21 protein-coding genes are annotated in these 25,844 nt (G+C 42.8%); 17 read left to right on the top strand and 4 right to left on the bottom strand.

Going from position 1 to position 25,844, the window contains the following annotated elements:
• Nucleotides 1-249 precede the first annotated feature (249 nt).
• Entirely contained in the window at nucleotides 250-924 is a 675-nt protein-coding gene (locus GMB86_RS06145) for a DUF421 domain-containing protein (protein ID WP_155217810.1), read from the bottom strand.
• Between the two features lie 227 nt (nucleotides 925-1,151).
• Here GMB86_RS06145 and GMB86_RS06150 point away from each other — a divergent pair, with 227 nt between their 5' ends.
• The 15 genes from GMB86_RS06150 to GMB86_RS06220 all read left to right on the top strand — a co-directional run bounded on the left by GMB86_RS06150 (nucleotide 1,152) and on the right by GMB86_RS06220 (nucleotide 19,486).
• A complete protein-coding gene (locus GMB86_RS06150) occupies nucleotides 1,152-2,123 on the top strand; it encodes an AAA family ATPase (protein WP_155217812.1) in 972 nt (323 codons plus the stop codon).
• Nucleotides 2,120-3,274, top strand: coding sequence for a DUF58 domain-containing protein (locus GMB86_RS06155; RefSeq protein ID WP_155217814.1), 1,155 nt, complete (start codon nucleotides 2,120-2,122; stop codon nucleotides 3,272-3,274). The genes GMB86_RS06150 and GMB86_RS06155 overlap by 4 nt, the downstream gene beginning before the upstream one ends.
• 22 nt (nucleotides 3,275-3,296) lie before the next feature.
• Entirely contained in the window at nucleotides 3,297-5,522 is a 2,226-nt protein-coding gene (locus tag GMB86_RS06160; protein ID WP_155217816.1) for a transglutaminase-like domain-containing protein, read from the top strand.
• A 464-nt stretch (nucleotides 5,523-5,986) separates the two neighbouring features.
• Nucleotides 5,987-7,525 (top strand): glutamine-hydrolyzing GMP synthase, encoded by a 1,539-nt coding sequence (gene guaA / locus GMB86_RS06165; protein WP_155217818.1) that lies wholly within the window; start codon nucleotides 5,987-5,989, stop codon nucleotides 7,523-7,525.
• A gap of 410 nt (nucleotides 7,526-7,935) precedes the next feature.
• Entirely contained in the window at nucleotides 7,936-8,250 is a 315-nt protein-coding gene (locus GMB86_RS06170; protein WP_093674660.1) for a YdcP family protein, read from the top strand.
• A 12-nt stretch (nucleotides 8,251-8,262) separates the two neighbouring features.
• The gene (locus GMB86_RS06175; protein ID WP_093674659.1) at nucleotides 8,263-8,631 is read left to right on the top strand and encodes a YdcP family protein; all 369 of its coding nucleotides are present in this window, start codon (nucleotides 8,263-8,265) and stop codon (nucleotides 8,629-8,631) included.
• A gap of 30 nt (nucleotides 8,632-8,661) precedes the next feature.
• A complete protein-coding gene (locus GMB86_RS06180) occupies nucleotides 8,662-10,062 on the top strand; it encodes an FtsK/SpoIIIE domain-containing protein (RefSeq protein ID WP_155217820.1) in 1,401 nt (466 codons plus the stop codon).
• Between the two features lie 190 nt (nucleotides 10,063-10,252).
• Nucleotides 10,253-11,455 carry a MobT family relaxase gene (gene mobT, locus GMB86_RS06185; RefSeq protein ID WP_010023706.1) on the top strand — a complete coding sequence of 401 codons (1,203 nt, stop codon included), beginning with the start codon at nucleotides 10,253-10,255 and terminating at the stop codon, nucleotides 11,453-11,455.
• Between the two features lie 64 nt (nucleotides 11,456-11,519).
• Nucleotides 11,520-11,741, top strand: coding sequence for a hypothetical protein (locus tag GMB86_RS06190; protein WP_010023708.1), 222 nt, complete (start codon nucleotides 11,520-11,522; stop codon nucleotides 11,739-11,741).
• Between the two features lie 186 nt (nucleotides 11,742-11,927).
• A complete protein-coding gene (locus GMB86_RS06195) occupies nucleotides 11,928-12,428 on the top strand; it encodes an antirestriction protein ArdA (RefSeq protein ID WP_010023710.1) in 501 nt (166 codons plus the stop codon).
• Nucleotides 12,429-12,464: 36 nt separating this feature from the next.
• Entirely contained in the window at nucleotides 12,465-12,872 is a 408-nt protein-coding gene (locus GMB86_RS06200; RefSeq protein WP_010023712.1) for a conjugal transfer protein, read from the top strand.
• The gene (tcpF, locus tag GMB86_RS06205; protein ID WP_155217822.1) at nucleotides 12,841-15,291 is read left to right on the top strand and encodes a conjugal transfer ATPase TcpF; all 2,451 of its coding nucleotides are present in this window, start codon (nucleotides 12,841-12,843) and stop codon (nucleotides 15,289-15,291) included. The genes GMB86_RS06200 and tcpF overlap by 32 nt, the downstream gene beginning before the upstream one ends.
• Nucleotides 15,292-17,568, top strand: coding sequence for a CD3337/EF1877 family mobilome membrane protein (locus GMB86_RS06210; RefSeq protein ID WP_155217825.1), 2,277 nt, complete (start codon nucleotides 15,292-15,294; stop codon nucleotides 17,566-17,568).
• The gene (locus GMB86_RS06215) at nucleotides 17,565-18,572 is read left to right on the top strand and encodes a bifunctional lytic transglycosylase/C40 family peptidase (protein WP_155217827.1); all 1,008 of its coding nucleotides are present in this window, start codon (nucleotides 17,565-17,567) and stop codon (nucleotides 18,570-18,572) included. Before GMB86_RS06210 ends, GMB86_RS06215 begins: the two co-directional genes overlap by 4 nt.
• Before the next feature lie 17 nt (nucleotides 18,573-18,589).
• Nucleotides 18,590-19,486, top strand: coding sequence for a conjugal transfer protein (locus GMB86_RS06220; RefSeq protein ID WP_093674655.1), 897 nt, complete (start codon nucleotides 18,590-18,592; stop codon nucleotides 19,484-19,486).
• 223 nt (nucleotides 19,487-19,709) lie between these two features.
• Here the strand turns inward: GMB86_RS06220 and GMB86_RS06225 are convergent, their stop codons facing one another.
• Nucleotides 19,710-19,979 carry a hypothetical protein gene (locus GMB86_RS06225; RefSeq protein ID WP_155217829.1) on the bottom strand — a complete coding sequence of 90 codons (270 nt, stop codon included), beginning with the start codon at nucleotides 19,977-19,979 and terminating at the stop codon, nucleotides 19,710-19,712.
• 167 nt (nucleotides 19,980-20,146) lie between these two features.
• Between GMB86_RS06225 and GMB86_RS06230 the strand changes: the two genes are divergently transcribed.
• The gene (locus GMB86_RS06230) at nucleotides 20,147-20,713 is read left to right on the top strand and encodes a YdhK family protein (RefSeq protein ID WP_010027048.1); all 567 of its coding nucleotides are present in this window, start codon (nucleotides 20,147-20,149) and stop codon (nucleotides 20,711-20,713) included.
• Between the two features lie 174 nt (nucleotides 20,714-20,887).
• Here the strand turns inward: GMB86_RS06230 and GMB86_RS06235 are convergent, their stop codons facing one another.
• A complete protein-coding gene (locus GMB86_RS06235) occupies nucleotides 20,888-21,127 on the bottom strand; it encodes an SHOCT domain-containing protein (protein WP_155217831.1) in 240 nt (79 codons plus the stop codon).
• A gap of 60 nt (nucleotides 21,128-21,187) precedes the next feature.
• Nucleotides 21,188-22,858, bottom strand: coding sequence for a multicopper oxidase family protein (locus GMB86_RS06240; protein ID WP_155217833.1), 1,671 nt, complete (start codon nucleotides 22,856-22,858; stop codon nucleotides 21,188-21,190).
• Nucleotides 22,859-23,403: 545 nt separating this feature from the next.
• Between GMB86_RS06240 and GMB86_RS06245 the strand changes: the two genes are divergently transcribed.
• Nucleotides 23,404-25,803, top strand: coding sequence for a heavy metal translocating P-type ATPase (locus tag GMB86_RS06245; protein WP_155217835.1), 2,400 nt, complete (start codon nucleotides 23,404-23,406; stop codon nucleotides 25,801-25,803).
• The last annotated feature ends 41 nt before the right edge of the window (nucleotides 25,804-25,844 follow it).

The raw sequence follows: 25,844 nt of genomic DNA on the forward strand, positions 1-25,844 counted from the left end.
CTCCAATACAAATGAGAGCGTATGTACCCCTTTATGCATTATATAATGGATTGATTCATTTGGATAGAAGAAGTTGAAATTTAAATCTAAATACGAAAATAATCTCCTTTATTTAGAAGGAGACTCTGCCTATATGTGAACGCCAACGCGCACGGGAGAGCACGCGTGTAATAACTTAAATGTGACTTAGTGTGGGTATATAATCGCCCTAGGCGAATTTGGATCGGCCCTAAACCTTTTTAATGATTTTTACATTTTCTCCAGATAAACCCCTTCATCTTTTTTCCATTCTAAATAAAAGACTTGTTTGGCGTTGTCTATTTTATGTTTACGCAAGGTGTTAAAAAGCCATTTTTCATCAAAGCCGGCTTCCTTTAAATTACCATAATCAACTTCTCCATCATTGATGATCGTGATAGGGAAATAAACAGGTTTTTGAGGAACGTTGAAATCTGAATTTTTGGTTGTATCATATTTCGATTTTTTTAGAACGTTGACAGATCCATCCGTTTCGAGCACAGCATAAGCAACTTCCCTAATCGAAAATACACTTCGTTGGCGAAGCAAATTTTGAAGTTCATCAAGATCAAGTTTATTCTTTTTCATTTCTTCTCGATCCAGATGACCATTTCTTATAATAATGGAAGGTTTACCTTCCAGGATGCTTCTTGTTCCACGAAATTTCTGTGTAAAAAATTCTATGATGTAGATCAGGAGTCCCCATACTGCAACAGAAAGTAGAATCGAGTTGAGTTTGACGTTTTTATCGTAGATGGCATTTCCAACGAGTTCCCCAAGCACAATTGAGGAAATAAAATCAAATGTAGTGATTTGAGCGAGTGAGACTTTACCTAATATTTTTGTCATCAAAAACAAAGCAATAAAACCAACAATAAGTTCGATAATTAGAGATTTTGCGTCCATTTTATAAATCCTTTCAATAGCTACTTATCTGTCGAAATAAAGCCTACTTGCTCTATTATTTAACCTTACCATCCATTATTGGCATTTCGGAAAGCCTTTAAACGGTTAATTCTGATTCAAAACATTGATTTTGCACCTTTAAGCTAACAACACGCTTAATTGGTAATTGCTTTGAAAGTCTAGTATACTTATGGGGTCAGAATTTTCAGCTAAAGAGAGGTTAGAAAATGAAAGAACTGAAATCAGACGAAACTTTTCAATTAATAGAAGAAATGATTGATAACATAGAAAAAGTTGTGATAGGAAAGAGAGAAACGATTAAGTTAACGATTATGGCACTGCTTGCTGGAGGCCATGTTTTATTAGAAGATATTCCGGGAGTCGGTAAGACAATGCTTGTGCGAGCCATAGCCAAGTCAGTCGGAGCTGTATTCAAACGTATTCAGTTTACGCCAGACCTATTACCTTCGGATCTCACGGGGATGTCAATATACAATCAAAAAGAATCCCAATTTGAATTTAGACCAGGACCTCTGATGGGAAATATTGTTTTAGCTGATGAGATTAACCGCACCTCTCCGAAAACTCAATCTGCTTTACTCGAAGGAATGGCAGAAGGTCATATTACAGTGGATGGAGAAACTAGAAATTTGCCTGATCCATTCTTTGTTCTAGCTACACAGAATCCAATTGAGTATGAAGGAACCTATACCTTACCAGAAGCTCAACTGGATCGTTTTTTAATGAAATTATCGATCGGCTATCCGAGTCCAGAGGATGAATTAGAAATATTAAGTCGAATGATTGGAAAAGAACCAGTAAATGAAATTGAAGCTGTGATGACGATGGATCAATTAAAAGACCTCATAAAGCAAGTAGAGACCATTTATGTATCAGAAAGTATTAAAAAATATATTGTATCAATCGTTACAGCCACTCGAAACCATCCTCTTATTCGTCTAGGAATTAGTCCTCGTGGAACACTGGGAATTTTAAAAGCAGGTCAAGCTTGTGCATTATTGGAACAGCGAGATTTCATCGTGCCAGATGATGTTAAGAAAATTGCCCCTTATGTTATGGGACATCGCATCGTCTTAAATCCTGAAGCCTCTTACTCACGAACAAGGATAGAAGATATCATTACAGAGATTATCGAACAAGTGAAGATACCCGTTAGTGCTAGGGATTCTGTCAAATGATCAAGAATATCATTGTTAAAGTGAGAGAAACACCTTACTTTGGCTTACTTAACATCACGATTTTATTATCTTTAAGTTTCATCTATGCCATGTTTCAAGGTGGCTTTGTCAGTTGGTTTATTTTTTACTCTTTTTTACCTATCGTCTTATATATTGTTTTATTGCAAGTATATCCACTCCGTCACATCCATGTTAAGAGAGCTATATCAACAAAATTAGCAAAAGCAGGGGAAACTTTAACGATTGAGTTGACCATAACAAGAAAATGGCCACTACCCCTTTTTATCTTTACAATCATGGATGAGGTACCTTCAACGGTGATAGATTCAAGTCAACAGGGAAAAATGATGGTCCTTTTTTGGGGAAAGCGTCAGATGACCCTTCAATATGTTATCCCCCAGATACAAAGGGGAGAGCATACCTTCGAATATGTGACCTTGCTTATCGGTGATCCCTTTGGATTCTATCAAAAAAAGGTCCGTATCCCAGTGCGTACCATTGTTCTTGTCTACCCGGCTATTCACACGATTGCTCATCCAACAAAGGATCAACAAGGCATGGTTCCGACTTATTATGATGTTGAAAAGGATCTAACAAGTTTATCAGGAATCAGAGCCTATCAATCCGGTGATCGCCTGAGTTGGTTGGATTGGAAAACCACGGCAAGAACGAATCAGTTGGCAACAAAACAATTCGATACAATAAAGCAGCGTCATGCGACGATTGTCATGGATCTTAAAACTCATCACGATGATCAATTTGAGAGGAGTGTGTCCTTCTGCGCATCCCTTGCTCAAGTTCTGCTGAAAAACGGTTACACGTTAGAATTAAAACAGATTGGCTCGATGTCTTCACTAGTACCACGTGCCGCGGGTGATTATCAAATGTCCATAATCTATCAAACTCTTGCTAGATTAAGTCCAAACCATCAAGATAACTCAGATGGATATGTACTTGATGATAGGCAGCAAGGCACGGTTTATTATTATGTGATGGTCCATTTTTCAGAACATCAGTTCAGATTGTTAAAAAAAGCCGCAACAGAGGCGCATCCAATCCATGTCTTTGTCATGGTGGATAAGGAAGTTAAGATGTCCAAGCATTTAGATGTTGCGGGTTCTCCATTTTTTCATCTTTACCGAATAGGGTAATAAAGGCAGGTGACCGACCCTCATGAACAAACAAAAAAGCCATGCTTTTGATATAGCTTTATATTGTCTTGCCTTTCTCATCTTATGGGAATGGGCAAGACCAATTAATGAACTTATGAACCTAAATAAAGGCTATGTATTCATCTTCTTCATTGCTGGAACTTTGTTAGTATCTTACTTACGCATTTCCATGTGGCTGAGTCTCATCTTAAAAGCACTAGCCCTTTTTTATTGTCTTCATGCCTTGTTTTTCTATCAAGATCCGTTGTTAAGTTTTGATTGGATTGATTATCTTTTTCAAGAACTGAATCAAAATTTTATTTTTCTTATCAATCGGAATTACGCTGGTTTTACAGATCTGTTTCGTATTTTTGTTTTTTTCATTCTATTGTGGTTGATAACCTATTTAATGCACCATTGGTTAATCCAAGCACGTCGATTTTTACTCTTTCTTTTTATTACATTAGTGTACTTAGGGATTTTGGATACCTTTACAGACTATCAAGCTACTGGCGCTATCGTGGTTGTAATTGTAGCTGGATTGCTTTTAATGAGCTGTTTAAAAATGGCTCGAATGCAAGATGATCAAGTTCGATTCATCACAAAACATTTTAAAAAGATATGGTTAATGAGTATTGTATGTATCCTGCTCGTCCTCACATTTATCGGTTTTAGAGCACCCAAGTCAGATTCAAAATGGCCAGATCCTGTTCCATATATATCGCAAGTCATGCAAGGTCATTCTAGTCTGCCTCTTTCGGTACCCCATCGAATTGGCTACGATGAAGACGATTCACGACTTGGAGGATCGTTTACGATGGATGAGACGCCTCTGTTTCATGCAGAAGTTGCAGGCGAAAGATACTGGCGTATTGAATCAAAAGATCGGTATACAGGAAAAGGATGGGTGAATACGAAAAATCGATTTACCGCCTTACAGAAACCTTATGATCAATTCGATACATTAAAGCTATATGAAAAGGGAGCGACCTTAGCCAAACAGGAAATTTCCGTTCGATTTGTAAGTAATAGTCATGACTTTCTACCTTATTCAGATCAGCTAACCCATCTTTTTATCCAGAATCGACCAATGAGTGTCAATCTTGAAAGTGGGAAATTAACGACGAATAATATGGATTCAGTAAAAAGTTATAAGATGGATGTGACTCATCCTATTTTTTCGATTACAAAATTGAAAAGTGTAAAGGATTTAAGTCAAGACCCGGCAGATATACGATCAGAATACACTCAATTACCCAGTGAATTGCCAAACCGAGTGAGAGATTTAGCGGCAAAAATTACGGCTAAAGCCACAAATCGCTATGATCAGGCTAATGCGATCGTCAATTACCTGACATCAGGACGCTTTGAGTATCGGTCAGACGATATCCCATTTCCGAAAAAAAATCAAGATTACGTCGATCAATTTTTATTTCAATCAAAGATTGGCTATTGTGATAATTTTTCTACGTCAATGGTTGTGATGCTTCGAACCATGGGCGTTCCAGCAAGATGGGTGAAGGGTTTTTCAACCGGGACGTATCAAGGCACGTCAAAACAAGGAAATCAAATGTATGAAATAAGAAATGCGGATGCTCATTCATGGGTAGAGGTCTATTTTCCAGGAAGCGGTTGGGTTCCATTCGAGCCGACCAAATCGTTTTCAAGTGTAGCCGAATTTAAAAATGATGGGAAAACCACAAACCCATCCCGTTCAGAGGCTACATCAAAAAATAATAACCATGAACAACAGCAACAACCAAAGCAAAAACAAAACGGACAAAAACAGCAACGAACAGAAACGCAAAAACAGCAGCAAGAACCAAAAAATGAGACGATAAAAGAGGATAAACGGCATCACTCAATATCTACAAAAACATGGTTGCTAGTAAGTATACTAAGTGTTGTTATCATTGCGGCTGTTACTTGGTTCACTCGTAAAAAATGGCTATCATGGATATTCTTGAATCGGCTGAACAAGAGTCTAAGACAAGAAGACTTTTATTTAAATGAGACCTACACGCTTCTTAAAAGATGGTTAGATACGAAGGGACTTGTAAATAATGTCAATCTGACCTTGCGTGAATATGCAGAGAAGGTTGACGAAAAATTAAATCGTTCCGATATGACGACTTTAACAAAATATTATGAGCAAATGATTTATGGAAATAGAGATTCATTTACTAACGAACAAATTAAAATAATGATCGAATGTTGCGAAAATATAATAAAGAAATGGGATGCTTGATGAACGATGTCGAACTTGTTAGAATGATTTCATGAGATTGTTTTAGCAAGGAAAGTAGTGTTGGGCATTAAAAGGACTAGTGGTTTACTTCTTTTGTAGACTCTAGTTCTTTTCATGAGATTTCATAAAGTGAAACTTCCATCAGTGGGGATTTTTCGACGCACAGGATGTGCTAGTGCAGGCGTTGCGACAGGACGTCGCGTTTTTAGCCTGCGTCATCCCCCACTGATGGAAAGCCTGAACCAATCGGACCTTTACGGGCAGTTGATCCACCGCCTACCTTCCTAAAAAACTCAGAAAATTGAGGTGGGGGTCTTTACTCGCCGTTAAGGCGGCATTGACATATGAAGGTCCTTTTTTTAGAAGAGCAAGAAAAAATCTACTCTGTCAAAGCTTCTAAGGGATTTACTATAGGATTGGCATTAAAGTAGATGAGATAAAAGTATATTAGATGGGGTGTATCAATGGAAAATCATCAAGATTCGATTATTGTTATGGATTTCGGTGGCCAATACAATCAACTTATTGCTAGGCGGATCCGTGACTTGGGTGTTTACAGTGAACTATTGCCAAACACACTAACAGCTGAAGAAATCCGCAAAAAAAATCCAAAAGGCATTATTTTTTCTGGTGGTCCTAACAGTGTTTATGGTGAAGGTTCACCAAAATGTGATCCAGAAATTTTTGAACTCGGCATTCCAATTTTAGGTATTTGTTATGGCATGCAATTAATGAGTGTGCATTATGGTGCGAAAGTTGAAAGAGCCTCACATCGTGAATATGGAAAAGCTTCCATCAGTGTAAATCCAGGCAGTGAACTATATGAGAACCAACCGACCGACCAAACGGTGTGGATGAGTCATGGAGACTTAGTGATTGCTCCGCCTGAAGATTTCGTCGTCGATGCAAGCAGTTCATCTTGTCCAGTTGCTGCGATGAGTAATAAAGCTAAAGGCCTTTATGGCGTGCAATATCATCCAGAAGTAAGACATAGTGAACATGGAAATGACTTGTTGAAAAACTTTATCGTTAATGTTTGTAAAGCAGAAACGACATGGACAATGGAACATTTTATTGATGAAAAAGTTGAAGAGATCCGTAAAGGTGTTGGCGATAAAAAAGTTCTATGTGCTCTTAGTGGAGGCGTAGATTCTTCTGTTGCTGCAGCACTTGTTCATAAAGCGATTGGTGATCAATTATACTGCGTCTTTGTTGACCATGGTTTGCTCCGTAAAGGTGAATCAGATCAAGTCGTCGATGTTTTCCAAAATCAATTTAACATGAACTTTATTCGCGTCGATGCTAAGGATCGTTTCCTAGATAAATTAGCTGGTGTAAGTGATCCAGAGAAAAAACGTAAAATCATTGGTAATGAATTTATTTATCTTTTTGAAGAAGAAGCAAAAAAATTAGATGATATTTCCTTCTTGGTACAAGGAACCCTCTATACTGATATCGTCGAAAGTGGTACAGATACAGCACAAACGATTAAATCTCACCACAACGTAGGCGGTCTACCAGAAGACATGAGCTTCGATCTCATTGAACCGTTGAATACATTATTCAAAGATGAAGTTCGCCGACTCGGTTCTGAGTTAGGTCTTTCAGATGATATCGTTTGGCGTCAACCATTCCCAGGCCCCGGCCTTGGAATCCGTGTGCTTGGCGAAATAACGGAAGACAAGCTTGAAATTGTCCGTGAATCTGATGCCATTCTTCGCGAAGAAATTAAAAACGCTGGTCTTGATCGAGACATTTGGCAATACTTCACCGTCCTCCCTGGAATTCGAAGTGTTGGCGTTATGGGCGATGGTAGAACGTATGATCACTGTATCGCCATTCGTGCCGTTACCTCAATCGACGGTATGACAAGTGACTGGGCCCGAATCCCTTGGGAAGTGCTTGAAAAAGTCTCAGTTCGCATTGTTAACGAAGTCGATCACGTTAACCGCGTCGTGTATGACATTACAAGTAAGCCACCTGCAACGATTGAGTGGGAATAAAGTAGATACCTCGTTTGGTGTCAAAACGTTGATTTAACAGCATTTTTGGCAAAGGTAAAATGGATAAAAACACTTAAATTGATAAGGATCTCCGCCAAAATTCCGCCAAGGACCGGAGTCAGAGAACCGTATCAGTTCGAGGTTCAGAAGGTATATTTTGAAGAATATGCCTTCTTTTTTATTTTATTTTTCCGCCAAGTCATTCTGTTTCGAAAGGTACCATCACTGTGTCACAAATTTTAATCAATCCTGTGCTGAGATGAGAAATCATTTCAGCCTTTTTATTTCAAGTTTTTGGTGTTGGAAGGGATGTGCTTTCACCAGAGCATCTCGCTCTTTTCCCGACAAAATTTAAGCTTGAATCAGCGTATTAATCAAAACAAAATTATTTACAGAAAGGAAAATGATTTATGGAACTGAAACACATTATTCCAAACGTTGAAAAGACATTTGGAAACCTCGAATATGCTGGAGAAGGCAATGTAGAACAGCGCCGGGTTAATGGTCGCACGATGATCCTTTCCCGCAGCTACAATTTGTATTCCGACATCCAGCGAGCGGACGATATCGTTTTGGTGTTACCACCGGAAGCGGGTGAAAAGCATTTTGAAGTAGAAGACAAGGTGAAATTGATCAATCCTCGAATTACCGCAGAGGGTTATAAAATTGGTGCTCGTGGTTTTACAAATTATATTCTCCATGCAGACGATATGGTGAAAGCATAAGGAGGGCAAAAAATGAGATTAGCTGAAGGCATTGTGATTGATAAGGACAAGACATTTGGTGCGCTGAAATTCTCCGCACTCCGCCGTGAAGTGCGCGTGAATAATGAGGACGGGACGGTTAGTGATGAAATTAAAGAACGGACTTATGACCTTAAATCCCGTGGACAAGGACGCATGATACAGGTCAGTATTCCGGCTGCCGTCCCGTTAAAAGAGTTTGACTATAATGCCGAAGTGGAACTGATCAACCCGGTAGCGGATACAGTAGCGACTGCCACATTTTTGGGAGCGGATGTGGACTGGTATATCAAGGCCGAGGACATAGCGCTGAAAAATAAACAAGCCGTCCCCCATCCGCAGCCACAAACTAAAGGAAAGTAATGCCATTTCATTTTCCGGAAAGGATCATTTATGAAACATTTCATCTATAAAGGAAAAAGGATTCGAGCGGGTGATCAACATCTTGTCTTTCGATTTGCTGCTACCTCACTCGTTCTTGTTTTCCTATTCGTGTTGCTGGCCTTTCATGGGAAGCGGCTCATGCTAATGGACTGGAAGAAGGTACGACTTTTGCATGAAGGCAGCTTGCAGTTTGCTATCACGCCCTATCTCATGTTCAGTGTCAGTGTAGCTGCAGGAATAAGCATGCTTGTGGCCGGCCTTTATTACCACTTTCATCGAGATAGAGTGAAACAGCTCGTGCACCGCCAAAAGCTAGCCAAAATGATCCTAGAAAATAAATGGTATGAATCCGAACAGGTGCAACATGACGGGCTCTTTAAAGACCTACCATCCGGCAGGCCAAAGGAGAGAATCCGCCATTTCCCAAAGATGTATTACCGGCTCAAAGATGGACTGATTCACATCCACGTAGAAATTACGTTGGGTAAATATCAGGATCAGCTCCTGCACTTGGAAAAGAAGCTGGAAAGTGGCTTGTACTGTGAACTGGTGGACAAAGAGCTCAAGGATTCTTATCTAGAATATACCCTGCTCTATGATACGATTACGAATCGTATTTCCATTGAAGAAGTCACTGCTAAAGACGGGCGCTTAAAGCTGATGAAGTCTGTTTATTGGGAGTATGATAAGTTACCTCATATGCTCATTGCTGGGGGAACAGGCGGAGGAAAAACCTACTTCATCTTCTCACTCATTGAAGCCTTAGCGCGCACAAACGCCATGCTTTATGTCCTTGACCCAAAAAATTCGGATCTTGCTGATCTTTCTGAAGTCATGCCGAATGTCCATCATCAGAAAGAAGACATGATGGCCTGTCTGAACCAGTTTTATGACAGTATGATGGAACGCAGTGAAGCCATGAAACAGATGACTGGCTACAAGACCGGAGAGAACTATGCTTATCTGGGATTGCCCGCTCACTTCCTCATCTTTGATGAATACGTGGCGTTCATGGAAATGCTTGGGAAAGAGAGTTCTGTTGTTTTAACCAAGTTGAAACGGATCGTCATGCTTGGGAGACAGGCCGGGTACTTCCTGATCCTTGCCTGCCAGCGTCCAGACGCTAAATTTTTAGGCGATGGGATTCGTGACCAATTCAACTTCCGTGTGGCCTTGGGACGCATGTCGGAAATGGGCTACAGCATGATGTTTGGTGAGGTGGAAAAGGATTTTTTCCTAAAACAAATCAAAGGGCGAGGTTATGTGGATACAGGGACAAGTGTCATCTCAGAGTTTTATACCCCTTTAGTCCCTAAAGGACACAATTTTATAAAAGAGATTGGAACACTGATAAGAAGCAGGCAGGACGGACAGGCGGCGTGCGAAGCGAAAGCCGAAGGGACGGACTAGCCTGCTGCTGGTGTGGCGTCAGCCACGCCAGCGATTTAGCCCCCCGTATCTAACAGGGGGGCACAAATACAATAAAAAACAGTTTCAAAATCCAGTAAACACCCTATTCTGTCTAGGTTTCTGGAATTTTTGGAGGATGTCAACTATGCCCCTTTCAGTTGACATCCTCTTTTTGATTGGAGGGTAATCATTGAGCGAAAATGATTTATGGGTACAACATCTGAAGGAAAAGCGGCTTTCATACGGCCTTTCACAAAATCGCCTGGCGGTTGTTGCCGGAATGACCAGACAGTATCTCAACGATATTGAAAACAGCAGGGCTTCCCCATCGGATGACATCAAAACGGCGTTACTAAAAGCATTGGAACGGCTCAATCCCGATGCACCACTTGAGATGCTGTTTGACTATGTGCGGATACGATTCCCAACCACGGATGTGAAGCATGTCATTGAAGACATTCTGCTTTTGAAAATGAACTACATGCTTCATGAAGACTATGGCTTCTATTCCTACACGGAACATTACGCTTTGGGAGATATTTTTGTGATGGTCTCTCCTGATGAACAAAAAGGTGTGCTGCTGGAACTGAAAGGACGAGGCTGCCGCCAGTTTGAGGGATTCCTTTTAGCCCAACACCGAAGCTGGACCGACTTTTTCATGGATGCCATCTGCGAGGGCGGTGTATTCAAGAGGCTGGACTTAGCGATCAATGACAAGGCAGACATTTTGGATATTCCGCAGCTGACGGAAAAATGCCGACATGAAGAATGTATTTCTGTGTTTCGCAGCTTTAAAAGTTACCGTAGCGGCGAGCTCATCCGCCGAGAGGAAAAGGAAGCCATGGGGCACACGCTCTATATCGGTTCTCTAAAAAGTGAAATCTATTTCTGCCTTTATGAAAAGGACTACGAGCAGTATGCAAAGAGTGACATCCCTATCGACGAAGCCGAAGTCAAAAACCGATTTGAAATCCGCCTGAAAAACGAACGTGCCGATCACGCCATCCTTGACCTGATGGCTTACCACGATGCGGAGCGTACGGCTTTTTCCATCATCAACCGTTACCTGCGTTTTGTGGACAAAGTGGAAAATAAGCGACGCAGCACATGGAAAATGAACGAAAACTGGGCCTGGTTTATCGGAAAAAACCGGGAGAAATTGAAATTAACCACCCAACCGGAGCCGTATTCTTTTGACCGGACCTTAGGCTGGTTACAGCGACAGGTGGCCCCGACATTAAAAGTGGCGCTTTGGCTCGACCAGATCAAAGATACTACCGTCATTGATGACATGATCCGGCATGCCAAGCTCACGAAACGCCACGAAAAAATAGTCCAGCAGCAGGCCGATGCTGCCGAACAGATGGTCACGAATCATCATCGGCAAAAATGATCTTTAAACAATGCATCAACGAAATTTTAATCACAAATTGGATGTATAAAAGGAGAAATCGCTCATGAATTTTGGACGGAATTTATACACTTGGTTTTTAAATAATGCTCAGTCTCTCGTCTTGATGGCGATTGTGGTCATCGGGCTTTATCTCGGTTTTAAACGGGAATTTTCCAAGCTGATTGGTTTTCTAGTGATTGCTTTGATTGCCGTGGGATTAGTCTTCAATGCGGCAGGTGTCAAAGATGTCTTACTGAATCTGTTTAACAGAGTCGTGGGTGCGTAACTTTAACACCTGTTCTTTTGGCATGTATAAGGGCTTTTCTTATGCATGCCAAAAAACAGGTACGTCAAACGGTAGTGCGACAGGGAAATGCACTTTTATCTAAATAAATTTAATGGGTAGCCATTGCGCAGTCGAAAACCACTGCTTTTTTTGTATCTATTTTTAGGAAAAGGAAGTGATATATAGATGGAAATGAAAGTCTATATAGCCAATCTTGGCAAGTACAATGAGGGCGAATTAGTCGGTGCATGGTTCACTCCACCCGTTGACTTTGAGGAGGTCAAGGAGCGTATCGGATTGAATCATGAATATGAAGAATATGCCATCCACGATTACGAATTGCCCTTTGATATTGATGAATACACGCCCATTGAGGAAATCAACCGTCTGTGTTCTCTAGCGAAGGAATTAGAAGGAACACCGATTGAGGAGGAAATGAGAGAAATCCAGAACGCCTTTTTTGGCAGTTTTGAAGAAATGGTGGAGCATAAGGATGACATCATCTGTTATCCCGATTGTGATGATATGGAGAATGTGGCCCGTTACCTATTGGAAGAGTCAGGTACCCTTGGTGAAGTCCCTTCTCATTTGCAAAACTATATTGACTATGAAGCTTATGGACGGGATTTGGAGTTGGAAGGAAATTTTCTCGTCACTTCCCACGGTGTTTTTGAATACGTCAGTTAACTAAAAAGTCTCTTAAACAGAAAGGAATAGTGACAGATGAAAAAAATCAGAAGCTATACTAGCATCTGGAACGTGGAGAAGGTGATCTACGCCATCAATGACTTCCAACTACCCTTTCCGGTCACTTTTACGCAAATGGCTTGGTTTGTCTGCTCGCTCTTGCTGGTGGTGCTCTTTGCGAACGTGCCACCGTTGTCTTTCATTCATGGCGTCCTGCTGAAATATGTGGGTCTTCCGGTTGGCTTCACGTGGTTCATGTCACAGAAGACCTTTGATGGGAAAAAGCCCTATGGCTTTCTGAAATCCGTATTTTCCTATATGCTCCGTCCCAAAGTCACCTATGCTGGAAAGTCTGTGAAGCTGAAAAAAGAGACCGTCGGTGGAGCGATTACCGCCGTGAGGAGGGAACGTTATGCTGTATCCGATCAAGTACATCGAAAATAACCTCGTTTTTAATCACGACGGGGAATGTTTCGCCTATTATGAACTGATTCCCTACAACTACTCCTTTCTGAGTCCAGAAGAAAAATACCAGGTGCATGAGCATTTTCGTCAGTTGGTCGCCCAGAGCCGTGACGGGAAAATTCATGCCTTGCAGATTGCTACAGAATCAAGTATTCGGGCCACGCAGGAGCGAAGCAAGAAAGAAATCTCTGGAAGATTGAGAGACATTGCTTGCCGGAAAATTGATGAACAGACTGAAGCGTTAGTCGGAATGATTGGTGAAAACCAAATCGACTATCGCTTTTTTATTGGCTTCAAACTGCTTTTAAACGAACAGGAAGTCAGCCTTAAGGTGATCAGTGAATCCATTCTGATGACCTTTTCTGATTTCCTTTACGAGGTCAATCACAAACTGATGGGCGATTTCGTCAGCATGAGTACGAAAGAGATTAACCGGTTTATGAAAATGGAACACCTGCTGGAAAGCAAGATTTCCCGCAGATTCAAAGTTCGCAGGCTGGATAAAGATGACTTTGGCTATCTGATTGAACATCTTTATGGGAAGACGGGTTCGCCCTATGAGGAATATGCCTACCATTTACCGGCAAAGAAACTGAAGCAGGAAATGCTGGTGAAGCGGTATGACCTCATCAAGCCGACTCGCTGCCTTGTCGAGGAAAACCAGAGATATTTGAAAATCGAGCAGGAAGACCAGACGACTTATGTTTCCTATTTCACGATCAATTCGATTGTACGAGAGCTGGACTTCCCTTCCTCAGAAATCTTTTACTATCAACAACAACAATTTACGTTCCCGATTGACACGTCAATGAATGTGGAGATTGTCACGAATAAGAAAGCCTTAACGACGGTTCGAAACAAGAAAAAAGAGCTGAAAGACTTAGACAACCATGCTTGGCAGTCCAACAATGAGTCAGGTAACGACGTGATGGACGCCTTAGATAGCGTGAACGAGTTGGAAGCGAATCTCGACCAGACCAAGGAAGCGATGTATAAACTCAGTTATGTGATACGGGTAGCAGCCCCGGATTTGGACGAATTAAAGCGTCGGTGTAACGAAGTCATGGACTTCTACGACGATTTAAGCATTAAACTCGTGCGACCGTTCGGGGACATGATCGGGCTGCATGGTGAGTTCCTTCCTGCCAGCAAGCGGTATATGAATGACTACATCCAGTATGTAACCAGTGATTTTCTCGCCGGTTTAGGCTTTGGTGCGGCGCAGATGCTTGGGGAACCAGAGGGGATCTATATCGGCTACAATCTTGACACCGGGCGCAACGTTTACTTAAAGCCGAGCCTTGCGGCACAAGGCGTGAAGGGCTCCGTCACTAACGCCCTTGCGGCCGCTTTTCTCGGTTCCCTTGGCGGCGGCAAATCCTTTTCGAACAACCTACTCGTCTATTATGCCGTCCTCTACGGCGGACAGGCAGTGATCGTCGACCCCAAATCTGAGCGTGGTGGGTGGAAGGAAACGCTGCCGGAAATGGTCGAGGAAATTAACATCATTAATCTGACAAGAGAAGAACGGAATAAAGGTCTGCTCGATCCCTACGTGATTATGAAGCAGACGAAGGATGGAGAAAGCCTCGCCATCGACATTCTGACTTTTCTCACGGGCATTTCAAGTCGAGATGGTGAGAAGTTCCCAACGCTTCGTAAGGCCATCCGTCGGGTGACGCAGAGTAACCGGCGAGGTCTTTTATGCGTGATTGACGAGCTCTACAAGGAAGGCACTACGGTCGCGAGCAGCATGGCCGATCATATCGACAGTATTAAGGACAGTAATCTGGGACACTTATTGTTCTCCGATGGCACTACCCTTCAGTCAATCAGTCTGGATAAGCAGTTGAACATCATCCAAGTGGCCGACCTGGTGCTTCCCGATGCTGAAACCGAATTTAAAGAATACACCACGGTGGAGCTTTTAAGTGTAGCCATTTTAATCGTCATCAGCACTTTTGCGCTTGACTTCATTCACTCCGACCGCAGCGTGTTTAAGATTGTAGGCTTGGATGAGGCCTGGAGCTTCCTGCAAGTTGCCCAGGGGAAGACCCTTTCCAATAAGCTGGTGCGGGCTGGACGGGCCATGAACGCCGGTGTTTATTTTGTCACGCAGAACGCAGATGATTTGCTGGATGAAAAGATGAAAAACAATATCGGCCTGAAGTTTGCGTTTCGTTCAACGGATATCCACGAGATTAAGAAGACGCTCGAATTTTTCGGCGTGGACAAGGAGGATGAGCACAATCAGAAACGTTTGCGTGATCTTGAAAACGGTCAGTGTTTGATTTCCGACTTGTATGGCCGCGTCGGCGTGATCCAGATTCATCCGGTTTTTGAAGAACTGCTCCATGCCTTCGATACCCGCCCTCCGGTTAGAAAAGAGGCGACCTAAATGCATTTGAAAAAGAGTTGGCACATCGTCTACACCATTTTGCTGGTTACGGTTGGATCGCTGCTTTTCTTTGTCCTACTTGGAACAGCAGCCCATGCGGCCGGTCTTGTTGATGATACAGTCAGTGCGCAACATGTTTACTCTAAATATCCTCTGGGCAATTACCAGCTGGACTTCTATGTGGACAATTCATGGGACTGGCTGCCGTGGAATTGGACCGATGGTATTGGCAAACAGGTCATGTATGGACTCTACGCCATCACGAATTTTATCTGGACGCTCTCCCTCTACCTGTCCAATGCGACAGGGTATCTCGTACAGGAAGCCTATTCCTTAGATTTCGTTTCCAAGACTGCAAACGCGATTGGAAAAAACATGCAAACATTGGCAGGTATTTCGCCCAGCGGCTTTCATAGTTCTGGCTTTTATCCAGGGTTCCTGCTGATTTTTATTTTAATCCTCGGGATCTATGTGGCCTATGTGGGGCTGATCAAGCGAGAGACCACCAAAGTGATTCACGCCGTGATGAACTTTTTGGTGGTTTTTCTTCTGTCCGCTTCCTTTATTGCCTATGCCCCAGACTATATCGGCAAAATCAATGGATTTTCGGCGGACATCAGCAAGGCTAGTCTGTCGCTGGGGACAAAAATGGTGATGCCACACTCGGGAAGTCATGGTCAGGACAGCGCAGCCCTCATCCGGGATAACTTGTTTTCGATACAAGTGCAGCAGCCCTGGCTGCTTCTACAGTATGGCAATTCTGATATGACTAAAATCGGACAGAAACGGGTGGAAAAGCTGCTGTCCGCAGATCCGGACGCAAACAACGGCGCAGACCGGGAAGCGGTTGTTAAAGAGGAAATTGAAAAAGAAGGCAATAAGAACCTGACACTCACCAAGACGACCCCACGTTTGGGGATGGTGTTCTTCCTGTTTCTATTCAATATCGGGATTTCCATCTTCGTGTTTCTACTTTCGGGGATCATGATTTTCTCGCAGATCTTGTTCATCATCTATGCCCTCTTCCTGCCCATCAGTTTTCTGCTTTCCATGATCCCGGGCTTTAATGGCATGGGCAAACAGGCCATCATGAAGCTTTTCAATGTCATCATGACACGGGCAGGCATTACGCTAATTGTCACGATTGCCTTTTCTATTTCCACCATGCTTTACGCCCTATCCGGAGAATTCCCGTTTTTCCTGATTGCCTTTTTACAGATTGTGACTTTTGCGGGTATTTACGCCAAACTGGGTGACCTTATGGGTCTATTCCACTTGCAGGCGAGTGATTCTCAGCAGATGGGAAGCCCAATCCTGCAACGGCCTTATCGGTTCTTACATCGCGAGACGCGGCGATGGAAGCGGAAAATGGGTCGCTTTTTTACGGCCGGAGCAACCGGTGCGGCAGCTGGCCCTGGGGCAAGGGCAAAAGCTTCGAGGTCCGGAGCTTCCCAACAGACGCAAACCCGCAGCCAACGTCCAACACAAGGATCAAAGAAATCCCAGCTTGAGCCTCGTACGGGTCGGTCAGCGGGTGCGGGCAAAGAGACAATAAAGCGAAGCACGGACAACCCAAATCCAAGAAAGAAGCAAACAGCGGCTTTACCTTTGAATACCCGCCAAGTCTTGATTCATGGGAAGACAGAAAAGCACGACACGATGACAAAAAAGACAGAGGACGCCAAAAGTCGTACAGTGCAAAAAATCGCGGACAAAAAACAGAACCGTGAAAAGAACCAAATGCAGCAGCGTCCGACGATTGCGCAACGCCGACTGGAATTTAACCGGACCCGTCAACAAAAGGCAACCGAACAGGATTTCGTTGAACGGCCTAAAACCAAATTAACAAAAGATAAACCAGCCAAGAAGCAAAAAACGGCAAGGCCTCATTCGGCACCTGCACGGTCTGTAATGCCTGATTCCACGCTGAAGACAAACAAAAGGACGATAAACTCAATCCACTCATTCAAGGATCAGGCGAAAAAAAGCCAAGCAAAAAATACCGAGCTCAATCGTCCGGTCGTCCAGATGCCAGATTCTACAGTACGCCAAGATCTCACCAAGCAGGATCTTAACAGGAGAAGCCCAGTTGCGACGCAGAAAGAGCACGCACCGACTCATCCAAACGCAACGCGACAACCGTTTACACCAAAAAAGAGCCGACAACTGGCCCCGATGATCAAAAAACAAGAGGCAACCCTCAGGCATAATCGGACAGAAACGGGTCAACAGACAAGGCAACGCGTGACTCGTAGGCAGAGAGGAAGCCAAAAATGAGATTAAACGTTTGGCTAATCTTCGGTGCCGTCTTCGCTATGCTGATTTCCCTACTAATTTTTGTCGCTGTTTTCATTTCAAATGAAGAGGATGGAGATGGCAGCAGCAATGGGATCGATCTTGCAGGTGCTAATCTGTCACAGGAAGTACTGGCCCACCAGCCAATGGTGGAAAAGTATGCCAAGAAATATCAAATCGAACGCTATGTCGGTGATTTGCTTGCCATCATGCAGGTGGAAAGCGGAGGTCGTGGCACAGATGTCATGCAGTCGATGGCCTCGACCGGACAACCTCAGCATTCCTTTACTGTGGAGAAGTCGATTCAGCAAGGGTGCAAATATTTTGCGGCTTTACTAAAGTCTTCTAGGAAAAAAGGAGGCGACATCAATACCGTGATTCAATCTTACAACTATGGAGGAAATTTCATCGATTACGTGGCGAGCCACGGTAAAAAATACACCTTTGAACTTGCGGAGAACTTTGCGAAAGAAAAATCCGATGGGGAAAAAGTTTCTTACACAAACCCGATTGCATTGAAGAAAAATAGTGGCTGGCGATACCGTTACGGAAATATGTTCTATGTCGCTTTGGTCTCGCAATATTTGACCGTGGCACATTTCGACAATGCCACCGTTCAGGCAATCATGAACGAAGCCTTGAAATATCAAGGCTGGCGCTATGTGTTTGGGGGAGACAATCCCAACACGTCCTTTGATTGTAGTGGATTGACGCAATGGAGCTTTGGAAAAGCGGGCATTAGACTGCCTCGGACAGCTCAGGAACAGTATGACGTCACGCAGCATCTTCCGCTATCGGAAGCGAAACCGGGAGATTTGGTTTTTTTTCACGATACCTATAATGCAGCTACTTATATCACACACGTCGGTATTTATGTCGGTAACAATCGCATGTATCAAGCTGGTGATCCGATTGGGTATGCCGATCTTACAACCTCATACTGGCAGAAACACCTAGTCAGCGCTGGTCGGATCAAAAACAAATAGAAAGGAAGATTTAAGCTATGAAAATAAGAAAAAAAGAAAAGCAGCTCAAGTCCCCAAAGGTCCACGTGATGAAAGTCGGAATCCACAGAAAATGGGTCATTTTTCTGTGGATTCTGCTGATAAGCAGTGTTGCTTTTGGCATCTACAAAAATTTTACCGCCATCAATAGGCACACGGTTCATGAAACAAAAGTGATTGAAAAACAAGTGATAGATATCAACCCGATCGAAAATTTCATCAAAAACTTTGCCAAAGTCTATTATTCATGGAAAAACAACCAGAATGTAATCGACCAACGGACAGAAGCTCTCAAAGGGTATCTGACTAAAGAATTACAGGATTTAAACATCGACACCATTCGCAGGGACATTCCTACCTCTTCTTCAGTTAACGACGTGGAAATCTGGAAGGTAAGGCAAATCGATGAACACGAGTATGCCGTCATTTTTTCCGTTGATCAGCTGATAACGGAGGGCCACACAAAAAAGGCGGTGAATGCCTCTTATGAGGTGGGAGTCTATATGGATAAAGCCGGAAACATGGTCATCGTCAGAAATCCCACCATTTGCGAGATTCCTGTGAAGTCAGGTTATGAGCCAAAAGCAGTAGAAAATGATGGTACGGTGAATGGAGGTACGACAGAAGAAATCAACGTATTTTTAAAAACGTTCTTTAAACTATATCCTACTGCAAGTAAAGAAGAACTGTCCTACTATGTCAAAGACAATGTGCTGAAACCGATTGGCAAGGACTATGTCTTTTCAGAGATGATCAATCCGGTGTATCGGAAAGTGGGCAATCAAGTGCAGGTTTCAGTATCCGTGAAGTATCTCGATCAGCAAACAAAGGCGACGCAGATTTCACAGCTTGATTTGACTCTGCAAAAAGATAAAAATTGGATGATTGTTAAATAAAAAATATTTCGGTTAGTTCAAAGAAGTTAAGCCATTTATCTTAGAAAAGCTAAAAATATCAGTAGAAGTATTGGATGAAAAAAAGAAGTTTAGCTTCTTGATTACTTTTTTCAATAAGTGCCTAATATTAACCCACCGGCTGCCAGTAGGTTTTTTCAGGACTCGGTGAAATATTCTCATACAGTCTTAATGGTTCAACTTCGTAGCATTATAAAAGAAGAGTTTATTCGGGCTGTCTTTTTGTCTTGACAGGAAAAATATGAGGGGAAACGAGAGAATGCATTTTTCTTTCGGGCTTTTTTTCTTTTATTAGGTGGACTAAAGTATCTCTTAAAATCATTGCCAAAGGTACTGTTTTCAATTTCAGTAACCACCTTAGTAATGCTTTTTTTATGGTACGAAATGCTTTAAGGCGTTCATCATTGATAAACTGATTCCGCATCTCGTATGTATTTGTATCCCTCAATGATTTTATCTGCTCTTTACTAGCCAACTGGCATACCTCCGTAGGAACTCAATAACCTTATTATAACGTAAGTACAAGCCCTGGAAGGGGGGACATCGCAGTTCCCAAATCTGACAGGGCATACGATTTATTTTCATCTTATAGGGTATATTACCTGATGTGATTAATTTTTATTGTGTCAGGAGTGATCAGCTTTGGCAATAAAAAAATTTTGCGTATCCTTTTTTTTATTAGTTCTTGTTGTAGCGTTAACTGGGTGTAGCACAAACCAGGGAACAAATGACAGTTCAAGCTCCATGAGCCATGATATGAATAGAGATCATGATCAGCACGCTATGTCGGATCGCGATGTTCCACAGGGCCTTGTGGCAACAATGAATCCTGAATTTAAAAAGGGGAGTAAAGTGACGCTGAAAACAGATCATATGTCCGGTATGATGAATGCTAAAGGAACGGTTGCCGGAGTTTATACTACTAATGTGTATACTGTTACTTATCATCCAACTAATGGTGGGAAGGTGGTTAGAAATCATAAGTGGGTTATCCAGCAAGAGTTACAGACTCACAACAAAGGACTTCTCAAAACGGGGACAAAGGTTAAGCTAAATGCCAGCCATATGCCAGGGATGATGGGCGCAGAAGCAACAATTGACAGTGCTAAGCAAACGAATATTTATATGGTCAATTATACCGATACTAAGACTGGAAAAGTGATAAAAAACCATAAATGGGTGACTGAAGATGAATTGATATCTCGATAATTCATCTATATTTTGATCATTATTCGTTCTTTCCTCTCCTTTTATTCAAGGTATACCGATGCTCATTTTGCAGATTTTAATTTTTCTATGAATTAGTAGCTACTCATGCAATAAAGTGAGGGGGAAAGTCATATTGACTTTCCCCCTTACACTTATTTAAGACCTATCACATGTTCAGTCATCCAAAATCTTTTTCATTTTTTTGTATTCATCCTCTGTGATTTCACCTTGGGCAAATCGTTCTTTTAAAATCACGTACCCTTGTTTATTGGTGTCTGAATGGTGATTCAATTTTTTAATTAGGGTAACTACTAGATAGATCACGGCAATAAACAGTGATAGTTGCACAAGCCATCCGATAAAACCCATACCTAAACCAAAACCATTCATCATACCACCATTCCATCCCATCATATCTACCACCACCTCTGAGACTATTGTAACATGATCGTTTAGCCTCTATTTTAAGAATACTTACTCTGGTTTATTGTTACTCGAAGAACTTGGAACATAACTTGAATGGAAATCTGTATACTGGACCTCGGTTATCATCCCTGCGTTCGCGTGATGCAGATCGTGGCAGTGAAACAGCCAGTTACCCGGATTATCGGCCAGGAAGGCAACCTCATAAGTTTCACCCGGTTTTACATTCAACGTATCTTTGTAAATGGGGGAACCGCTGACCGGTTTGCCATTTTTGCTCAAAACCTGGAAAAAGTGGCCATGGAGATGCATTGGATGGTTATTCATATGATCACGATTGACCAGCTTGACCTTCACGCGATCACCCGTTTTAACCTTAATCGGATCTGTATTTGGGAAGGTTTTCCCATTGATCGTATAGATCATCCCATTATTGTTCATACCTGCATTAAGGTTCATGGTATAGGTGACGTCGTATTTTTGATTCAGCGTAAACTCAGGTTTTGTTTTAGACCCGTAGTCAGCAAAGTTTATAGCCGGCAATTGTGTGCTTGCATTAGGTTGATCGGTTGTAGCCTTGCTACCTTCATAGTCAATTAAGGCCTTCATCCCGTTCGTACCCTTTGCTGTTCCATGATCTTCGATATACCATTTTCCCGGATTGTCCGCAGTAAAGGCTACATCATATCGTTCACCTGGTGCGATGGAAATGACCTGGTTTTTAACGGCCAGCGGATTGTTTATAGGTTGACCATCAGTTGCAATTACTTTAATGTTGTGACCATGGATATGAATGTTATGCGGGAGGTAGCCGGCATTAATGAAACGCAGCCGAACATTATCCCCTTTCTTGACCGTCAGAGGTTTAACCAGACTGCCGCTTTTTCCATTAATCGTGTACAAGTCGTACATGCTCATATTATCGGCCATCATATTCCCGGGCATATTCATGCCGTTGCTGTTTCCGCTATCTGAACTGCTGTTGTCCATATTATCCATATTCATTCCACTACTGCCACCACTATTTGAGCTGCCTTGATCTGAACCGCCCATATCCATGCCGGGCATGCTGCCCATTCCGGAATCTCCGTTGTTTTTATTGCTTTGACCCGCAGGTGTCATCGCTTTAATCTGACTGTTGATCTGATTTTTATCGGTCATCCATTCGTCCAGCATTAGGGTGTAATCCTTATCATATTTTTCTTTAGGATCTTCAACAATGAAGGCTCCATATAACCCTCGGTCCACCTGATTCACTGAATCCTGGTGAGAGTGATACCAATAAGTGCCTGCTTTGTCAGCAACGAACTCATAAGTGAAGCTCTTTCCTGGGGCTACCGCGTTTTGTGTGACACCTGGGATACCATCCATTTTATTAGGAACTGGATAACCGTGCCAGTGAATCGAAACGGGTGCAGAAAGCTCATTCTTTAAGGTGACACGCACTTTCTGGCCTTTTTGTACATGAATTTCCGGTCCGGGTGCTGATCCGTTAAACGTCCAAACTGGGACAGTAACGCCGTTGCTCAATTTTTGTGTCCCTTTTTCGGCAACAAGCGTAATATTTGGCCCTCTCAATATTTTGGGTGATTCTGAAGCAGCTGATTCGCTGCTCGCAGCCTGCTTGTTGGCTGTTTTGTTGCTATTTTCTGTAGTCGCAGAGCACGCAGTAATGATGAGTAGTGTGAAAATTGCCAGTGCGACGAAAAGAAACTTTTTCATGGGTACACTCTCCTTATCTCGTTTCCACAAGTGTATCGAACAAATGTGGAGAAACTGTGAAGATTTATAAATACTCAATAAAAATAAAGTTTAAATCAATGTATCTAGAGATCGTAATGATCAAGAAATCTATAGCTATTAAATGTTAAATATAAAAGGCAGAGATCGTATCATTCCTTAGAACTGAGGGAATAAGGAAACCTGATGTTTCTCTGATTTTCCATTTCTATTCGTGCTTGTTCGCAAATGATTTCAAAAAAGATATGATATTTTTCATATCCTAACAAAAACTACACATCTGTTTATTAGAATAAATGAGACCAAGGGATAAGCAGTGCCTTCATTTAATTACGAAAAGCCCCACGACTAGGTATAACAGATCGCACAATTTATCATTTGACACGTATACCCCCCATGGGTATAATAAAGCTGAAAGAAGATGGCAGGAGCTGCTAACCTGAATCTTTAGTTGGAATAAATACAAATCATTTATTCTGGGGGTTCACATTGACTTCTGGATGAACGGATATAAGGGGATGAAATGGATGAGTTCAAAGGCAATGCAGATTGGGATTACAGGGATGACCTGTGCTTCCTGCTCGACAAGGATTGATAAATCGCTCAATAAGATGGATGGCGTCGAAGCGAATGTCAACCTCGCATTGGAAAAAGCGAAGGTGACCATCCATGAGGAAAAAGCAAAACCCACGGACATTGTACAAAAGATTGAAAAGCTGGGTTACGGCGTGCGAACGCAAAGGTTGGATACGGATATTCTTGGTATGACCTGTGCCTCTTGTGCCGCGCGTATTGAAAAGGGATTGAGCCGTATGGCAGGTGTAGTATCAGCCCAGGTTAATCTAGCGACTGAGTCTGGAACTGTGATCTTTCAGCCCGGGATCACCGAACCTACTGCGATTTATGATCAAGTCAAGAAACTCGGTTACAAGGCTGTCCCGAAACAAGAACAGGCGACGGACGAAAAAGAGAAGGAACTTAAAAGAAAGCTGCAGAAACTGGTCTTGTCCGCTGTTCTTTCGCTGCCGTTGCTTTACACCATGATTGCACACTTGCCCTTTAACACAGGCCTACCGATCCCTCAGTTGCTGATGAATCCATGGTTCCAGCTCATCTTGGCTGGTATTGTGCAGTTCTACATTGGCGGCCAGTTTTATATCAGTGGTACAAAGGCTCTATTAAATAAGAGTGCCAATATGGATGTTCTGGTTGCACTGGGTACGAGTGCTGCTTACTTTTATAGCGCGTTCGAGACACTCCGTTATCAGTTTGGCGGACTCACCAGTCCTGAGCTGTATTTTGAAACGAGTGCGATTTTAATTACGCTTGTCCTGTTGGGTAAATATTTTGAATCACGTGCAAAAAGGCGGACGACTGCGGCGATTACTGAACTGATGGGACTGCAGGCCAAAGAGGCGACAATCATTGAGGACGGGAAGGAACGAAAAGTACCGATCGATCAGGTTGCTGTCGGTGATTTGTTACGTGTCAAACCTGGAGAAAAAATACCTGTAGATGGTATCGTTGTCAACGGCCGTTCTTCTGTTGACGAATCAATGATTACTGGTGAATCCATCCCTGTCGAAAAAGGAAAAGATGACAAAGTAATCGGCGCAACGGTGAATGCAAATGGAACGCTGACCATGAAGGCTGAAAAAGTAGGGAAAGATACGGCACTTGCCGGGATTGTCAAGATTGTTGAGGAAGCCCAGGGATCAAAAGCACCGATCCAGCGGCTCGCTGACAGTATCTCGGGTATCTTTGTCCCGATTGTGATCGGTATTTCGGTGCTGGCATTTCTTGTCTGGATTCTGTTTGTCACTCCCGGTCAGTTTGCCCCAGCACTGATTGCGGCTATTAGTGTCCTTGTGATTGCCTGCCCTTGCGCTTTAGGCTTGGCAACGCCGACATCCATCATGGTTGGAACCGGCAAGGGGGCTGAGAACGGCATTCTTTTTAAAGGAGGTGAATATCTCGAAACAACCCAAAGTCTGCAGGCTATTCTGTTCGATAAGACGGGGACAATTACTAATGGTAAACCTGAAGTTACTGACATTATTGCACTGAATGGCGCAGCAAAAGAAGAACTCTTAACGCTTGCTGCTTCAGCAGAATCAGCCAGTGAACATCCGCTGGCGCAGGCGATTGTTACCTATGGAAAGCAAAGCAGCCCGGATCTCCCATCACCGGATCAGTTCAAAGCTCTTGCCGGTTATGGTATTAAAGCAACTGTTTCCGGGAAGGAAATAGCAATCGGCACACGGCGGCTGATGAAAGAGGGAGACATTTCTTATTCTGAGACTGAGGAACGGATGAAGAAGCTTGAATCTGAAGGGAAAACGGCAATGTTTGTTGCCTACGATGGCAAACTTCAGGGGATCATTGCCGTTGCAGACACGATCAAGAAATCTTCGAAGCAAGCCATTGAAGAATTAAAGACACGTGGTCTTTCGGTGTATATGATTACGGGCGATAATGAGCGGACGGCTCAGGCGATTGCCAGACAGGCAGGCATTGACCATGTGTTTTCCGAGGTCCTTCCCGAGGAAAAAGCAGCTAAAGTGAAAATTCTTCAAGAAAAGGGACTGAAGGTAGCCATGGTTGGTGATGGAATAAATGACGCTCCGGCATTGGCTACAGCAGATATCGGCATGGCAATTGGCACTGGAACAGACGTGGCAATTGAGGCAGCTGATATCACATTGGTCGGTGGCGATCTGCTTCATATTCCAAAAGCGATTGATTTGAGTCGGAAAACGATGCGGAACATTCGTCAGAACTTGTTCTGGGCACTGTTCTATAATACGGTTGGCATTCCAGTGGCCGCACTCGGCCTGCTTGCGCCTTGGGTAGCCGGCGCTGCCATGGCCTTTAGTTCCGTATCCGTCGTGACGAACAGTTTACGTCTGAAACGGGTCAAAGTCTGAAATTGAAAGGTTTTTTGACTGAGAAGCTGTAGAGCATCAAA

The sequence above is a fragment of the Terrilactibacillus tamarindi genome (assembly GCF_009718825.1).
GTDB lineage: Bacteria > Bacillota > Bacilli > Bacillales > Sporolactobacillaceae > Terrilactibacillus > Terrilactibacillus tamarindi.

What these genes read in the sequence shown, in the direction of transcription:
- GMB86_RS06145 (WP_155217810.1), bottom strand. Translation starts at nt 924, where the DNA reads ATGGACGCAAAATCTCTAATTATCGAACTTATTGTTGGTTTTATTGCT.
- GMB86_RS06150 (WP_155217812.1), top strand. Translation starts at nt 1,152, where the DNA reads ATGAAAGAACTGAAATCAGACGAAACTTTTCAATTAATAGAAGAAATG.
- GMB86_RS06155 (WP_155217814.1), top strand. Translation starts at nt 2,120, where the DNA reads ATGATCAAGAATATCATTGTTAAAGTGAGAGAAACACCTTACTTTGGC.
- GMB86_RS06160 (WP_155217816.1), top strand. Translation starts at nt 3,297, where the DNA reads ATGAACAAACAAAAAAGCCATGCTTTTGATATAGCTTTATATTGTCTT.
- guaA (WP_155217818.1), top strand. Translation starts at nt 5,987, where the DNA reads ATGGAAAATCATCAAGATTCGATTATTGTTATGGATTTCGGTGGCCAA.
- GMB86_RS06170 (WP_093674660.1), top strand. Translation starts at nt 7,936, where the DNA reads ATGGAACTGAAACACATTATTCCAAACGTTGAAAAGACATTTGGAAAC.
- GMB86_RS06175 (WP_093674659.1), top strand. Translation starts at nt 8,263, where the DNA reads ATGAGATTAGCTGAAGGCATTGTGATTGATAAGGACAAGACATTTGGT.
- GMB86_RS06180 (WP_155217820.1), top strand. Translation starts at nt 8,662, where the DNA reads ATGAAACATTTCATCTATAAAGGAAAAAGGATTCGAGCGGGTGATCAA.
- GMB86_RS06190 (WP_010023708.1), top strand. Translation starts at nt 11,520, where the DNA reads ATGAATTTTGGACGGAATTTATACACTTGGTTTTTAAATAATGCTCAG.
- GMB86_RS06195 (WP_010023710.1), top strand. Translation starts at nt 11,928, where the DNA reads ATGGAAATGAAAGTCTATATAGCCAATCTTGGCAAGTACAATGAGGGC.
- GMB86_RS06200 (WP_010023712.1), top strand. Translation starts at nt 12,465, where the DNA reads ATGAAAAAAATCAGAAGCTATACTAGCATCTGGAACGTGGAGAAGGTG.
- tcpF (WP_155217822.1), top strand. Translation starts at nt 12,841, where the DNA reads ATGCTGTATCCGATCAAGTACATCGAAAATAACCTCGTTTTTAATCAC.
- GMB86_RS06210 (WP_155217825.1), top strand. Translation starts at nt 15,292, where the DNA reads ATGCATTTGAAAAAGAGTTGGCACATCGTCTACACCATTTTGCTGGTT.
- GMB86_RS06215 (WP_155217827.1), top strand. Translation starts at nt 17,565, where the DNA reads ATGAGATTAAACGTTTGGCTAATCTTCGGTGCCGTCTTCGCTATGCTG.
- GMB86_RS06220 (WP_093674655.1), top strand. Translation starts at nt 18,590, where the DNA reads ATGAAAATAAGAAAAAAAGAAAAGCAGCTCAAGTCCCCAAAGGTCCAC.
- GMB86_RS06235 (WP_155217831.1), bottom strand. Translation starts at nt 21,127, where the DNA reads ATGATGGGATGGAATGGTGGTATGATGAATGGTTTTGGTTTAGGTATG.
- GMB86_RS06240 (WP_155217833.1), bottom strand. Translation starts at nt 22,858, where the DNA reads ATGAAAAAGTTTCTTTTCGTCGCACTGGCAATTTTCACACTACTCATC.
- GMB86_RS06245 (WP_155217835.1), top strand. Translation starts at nt 23,404, where the DNA reads ATGAGTTCAAAGGCAATGCAGATTGGGATTACAGGGATGACCTGTGCT.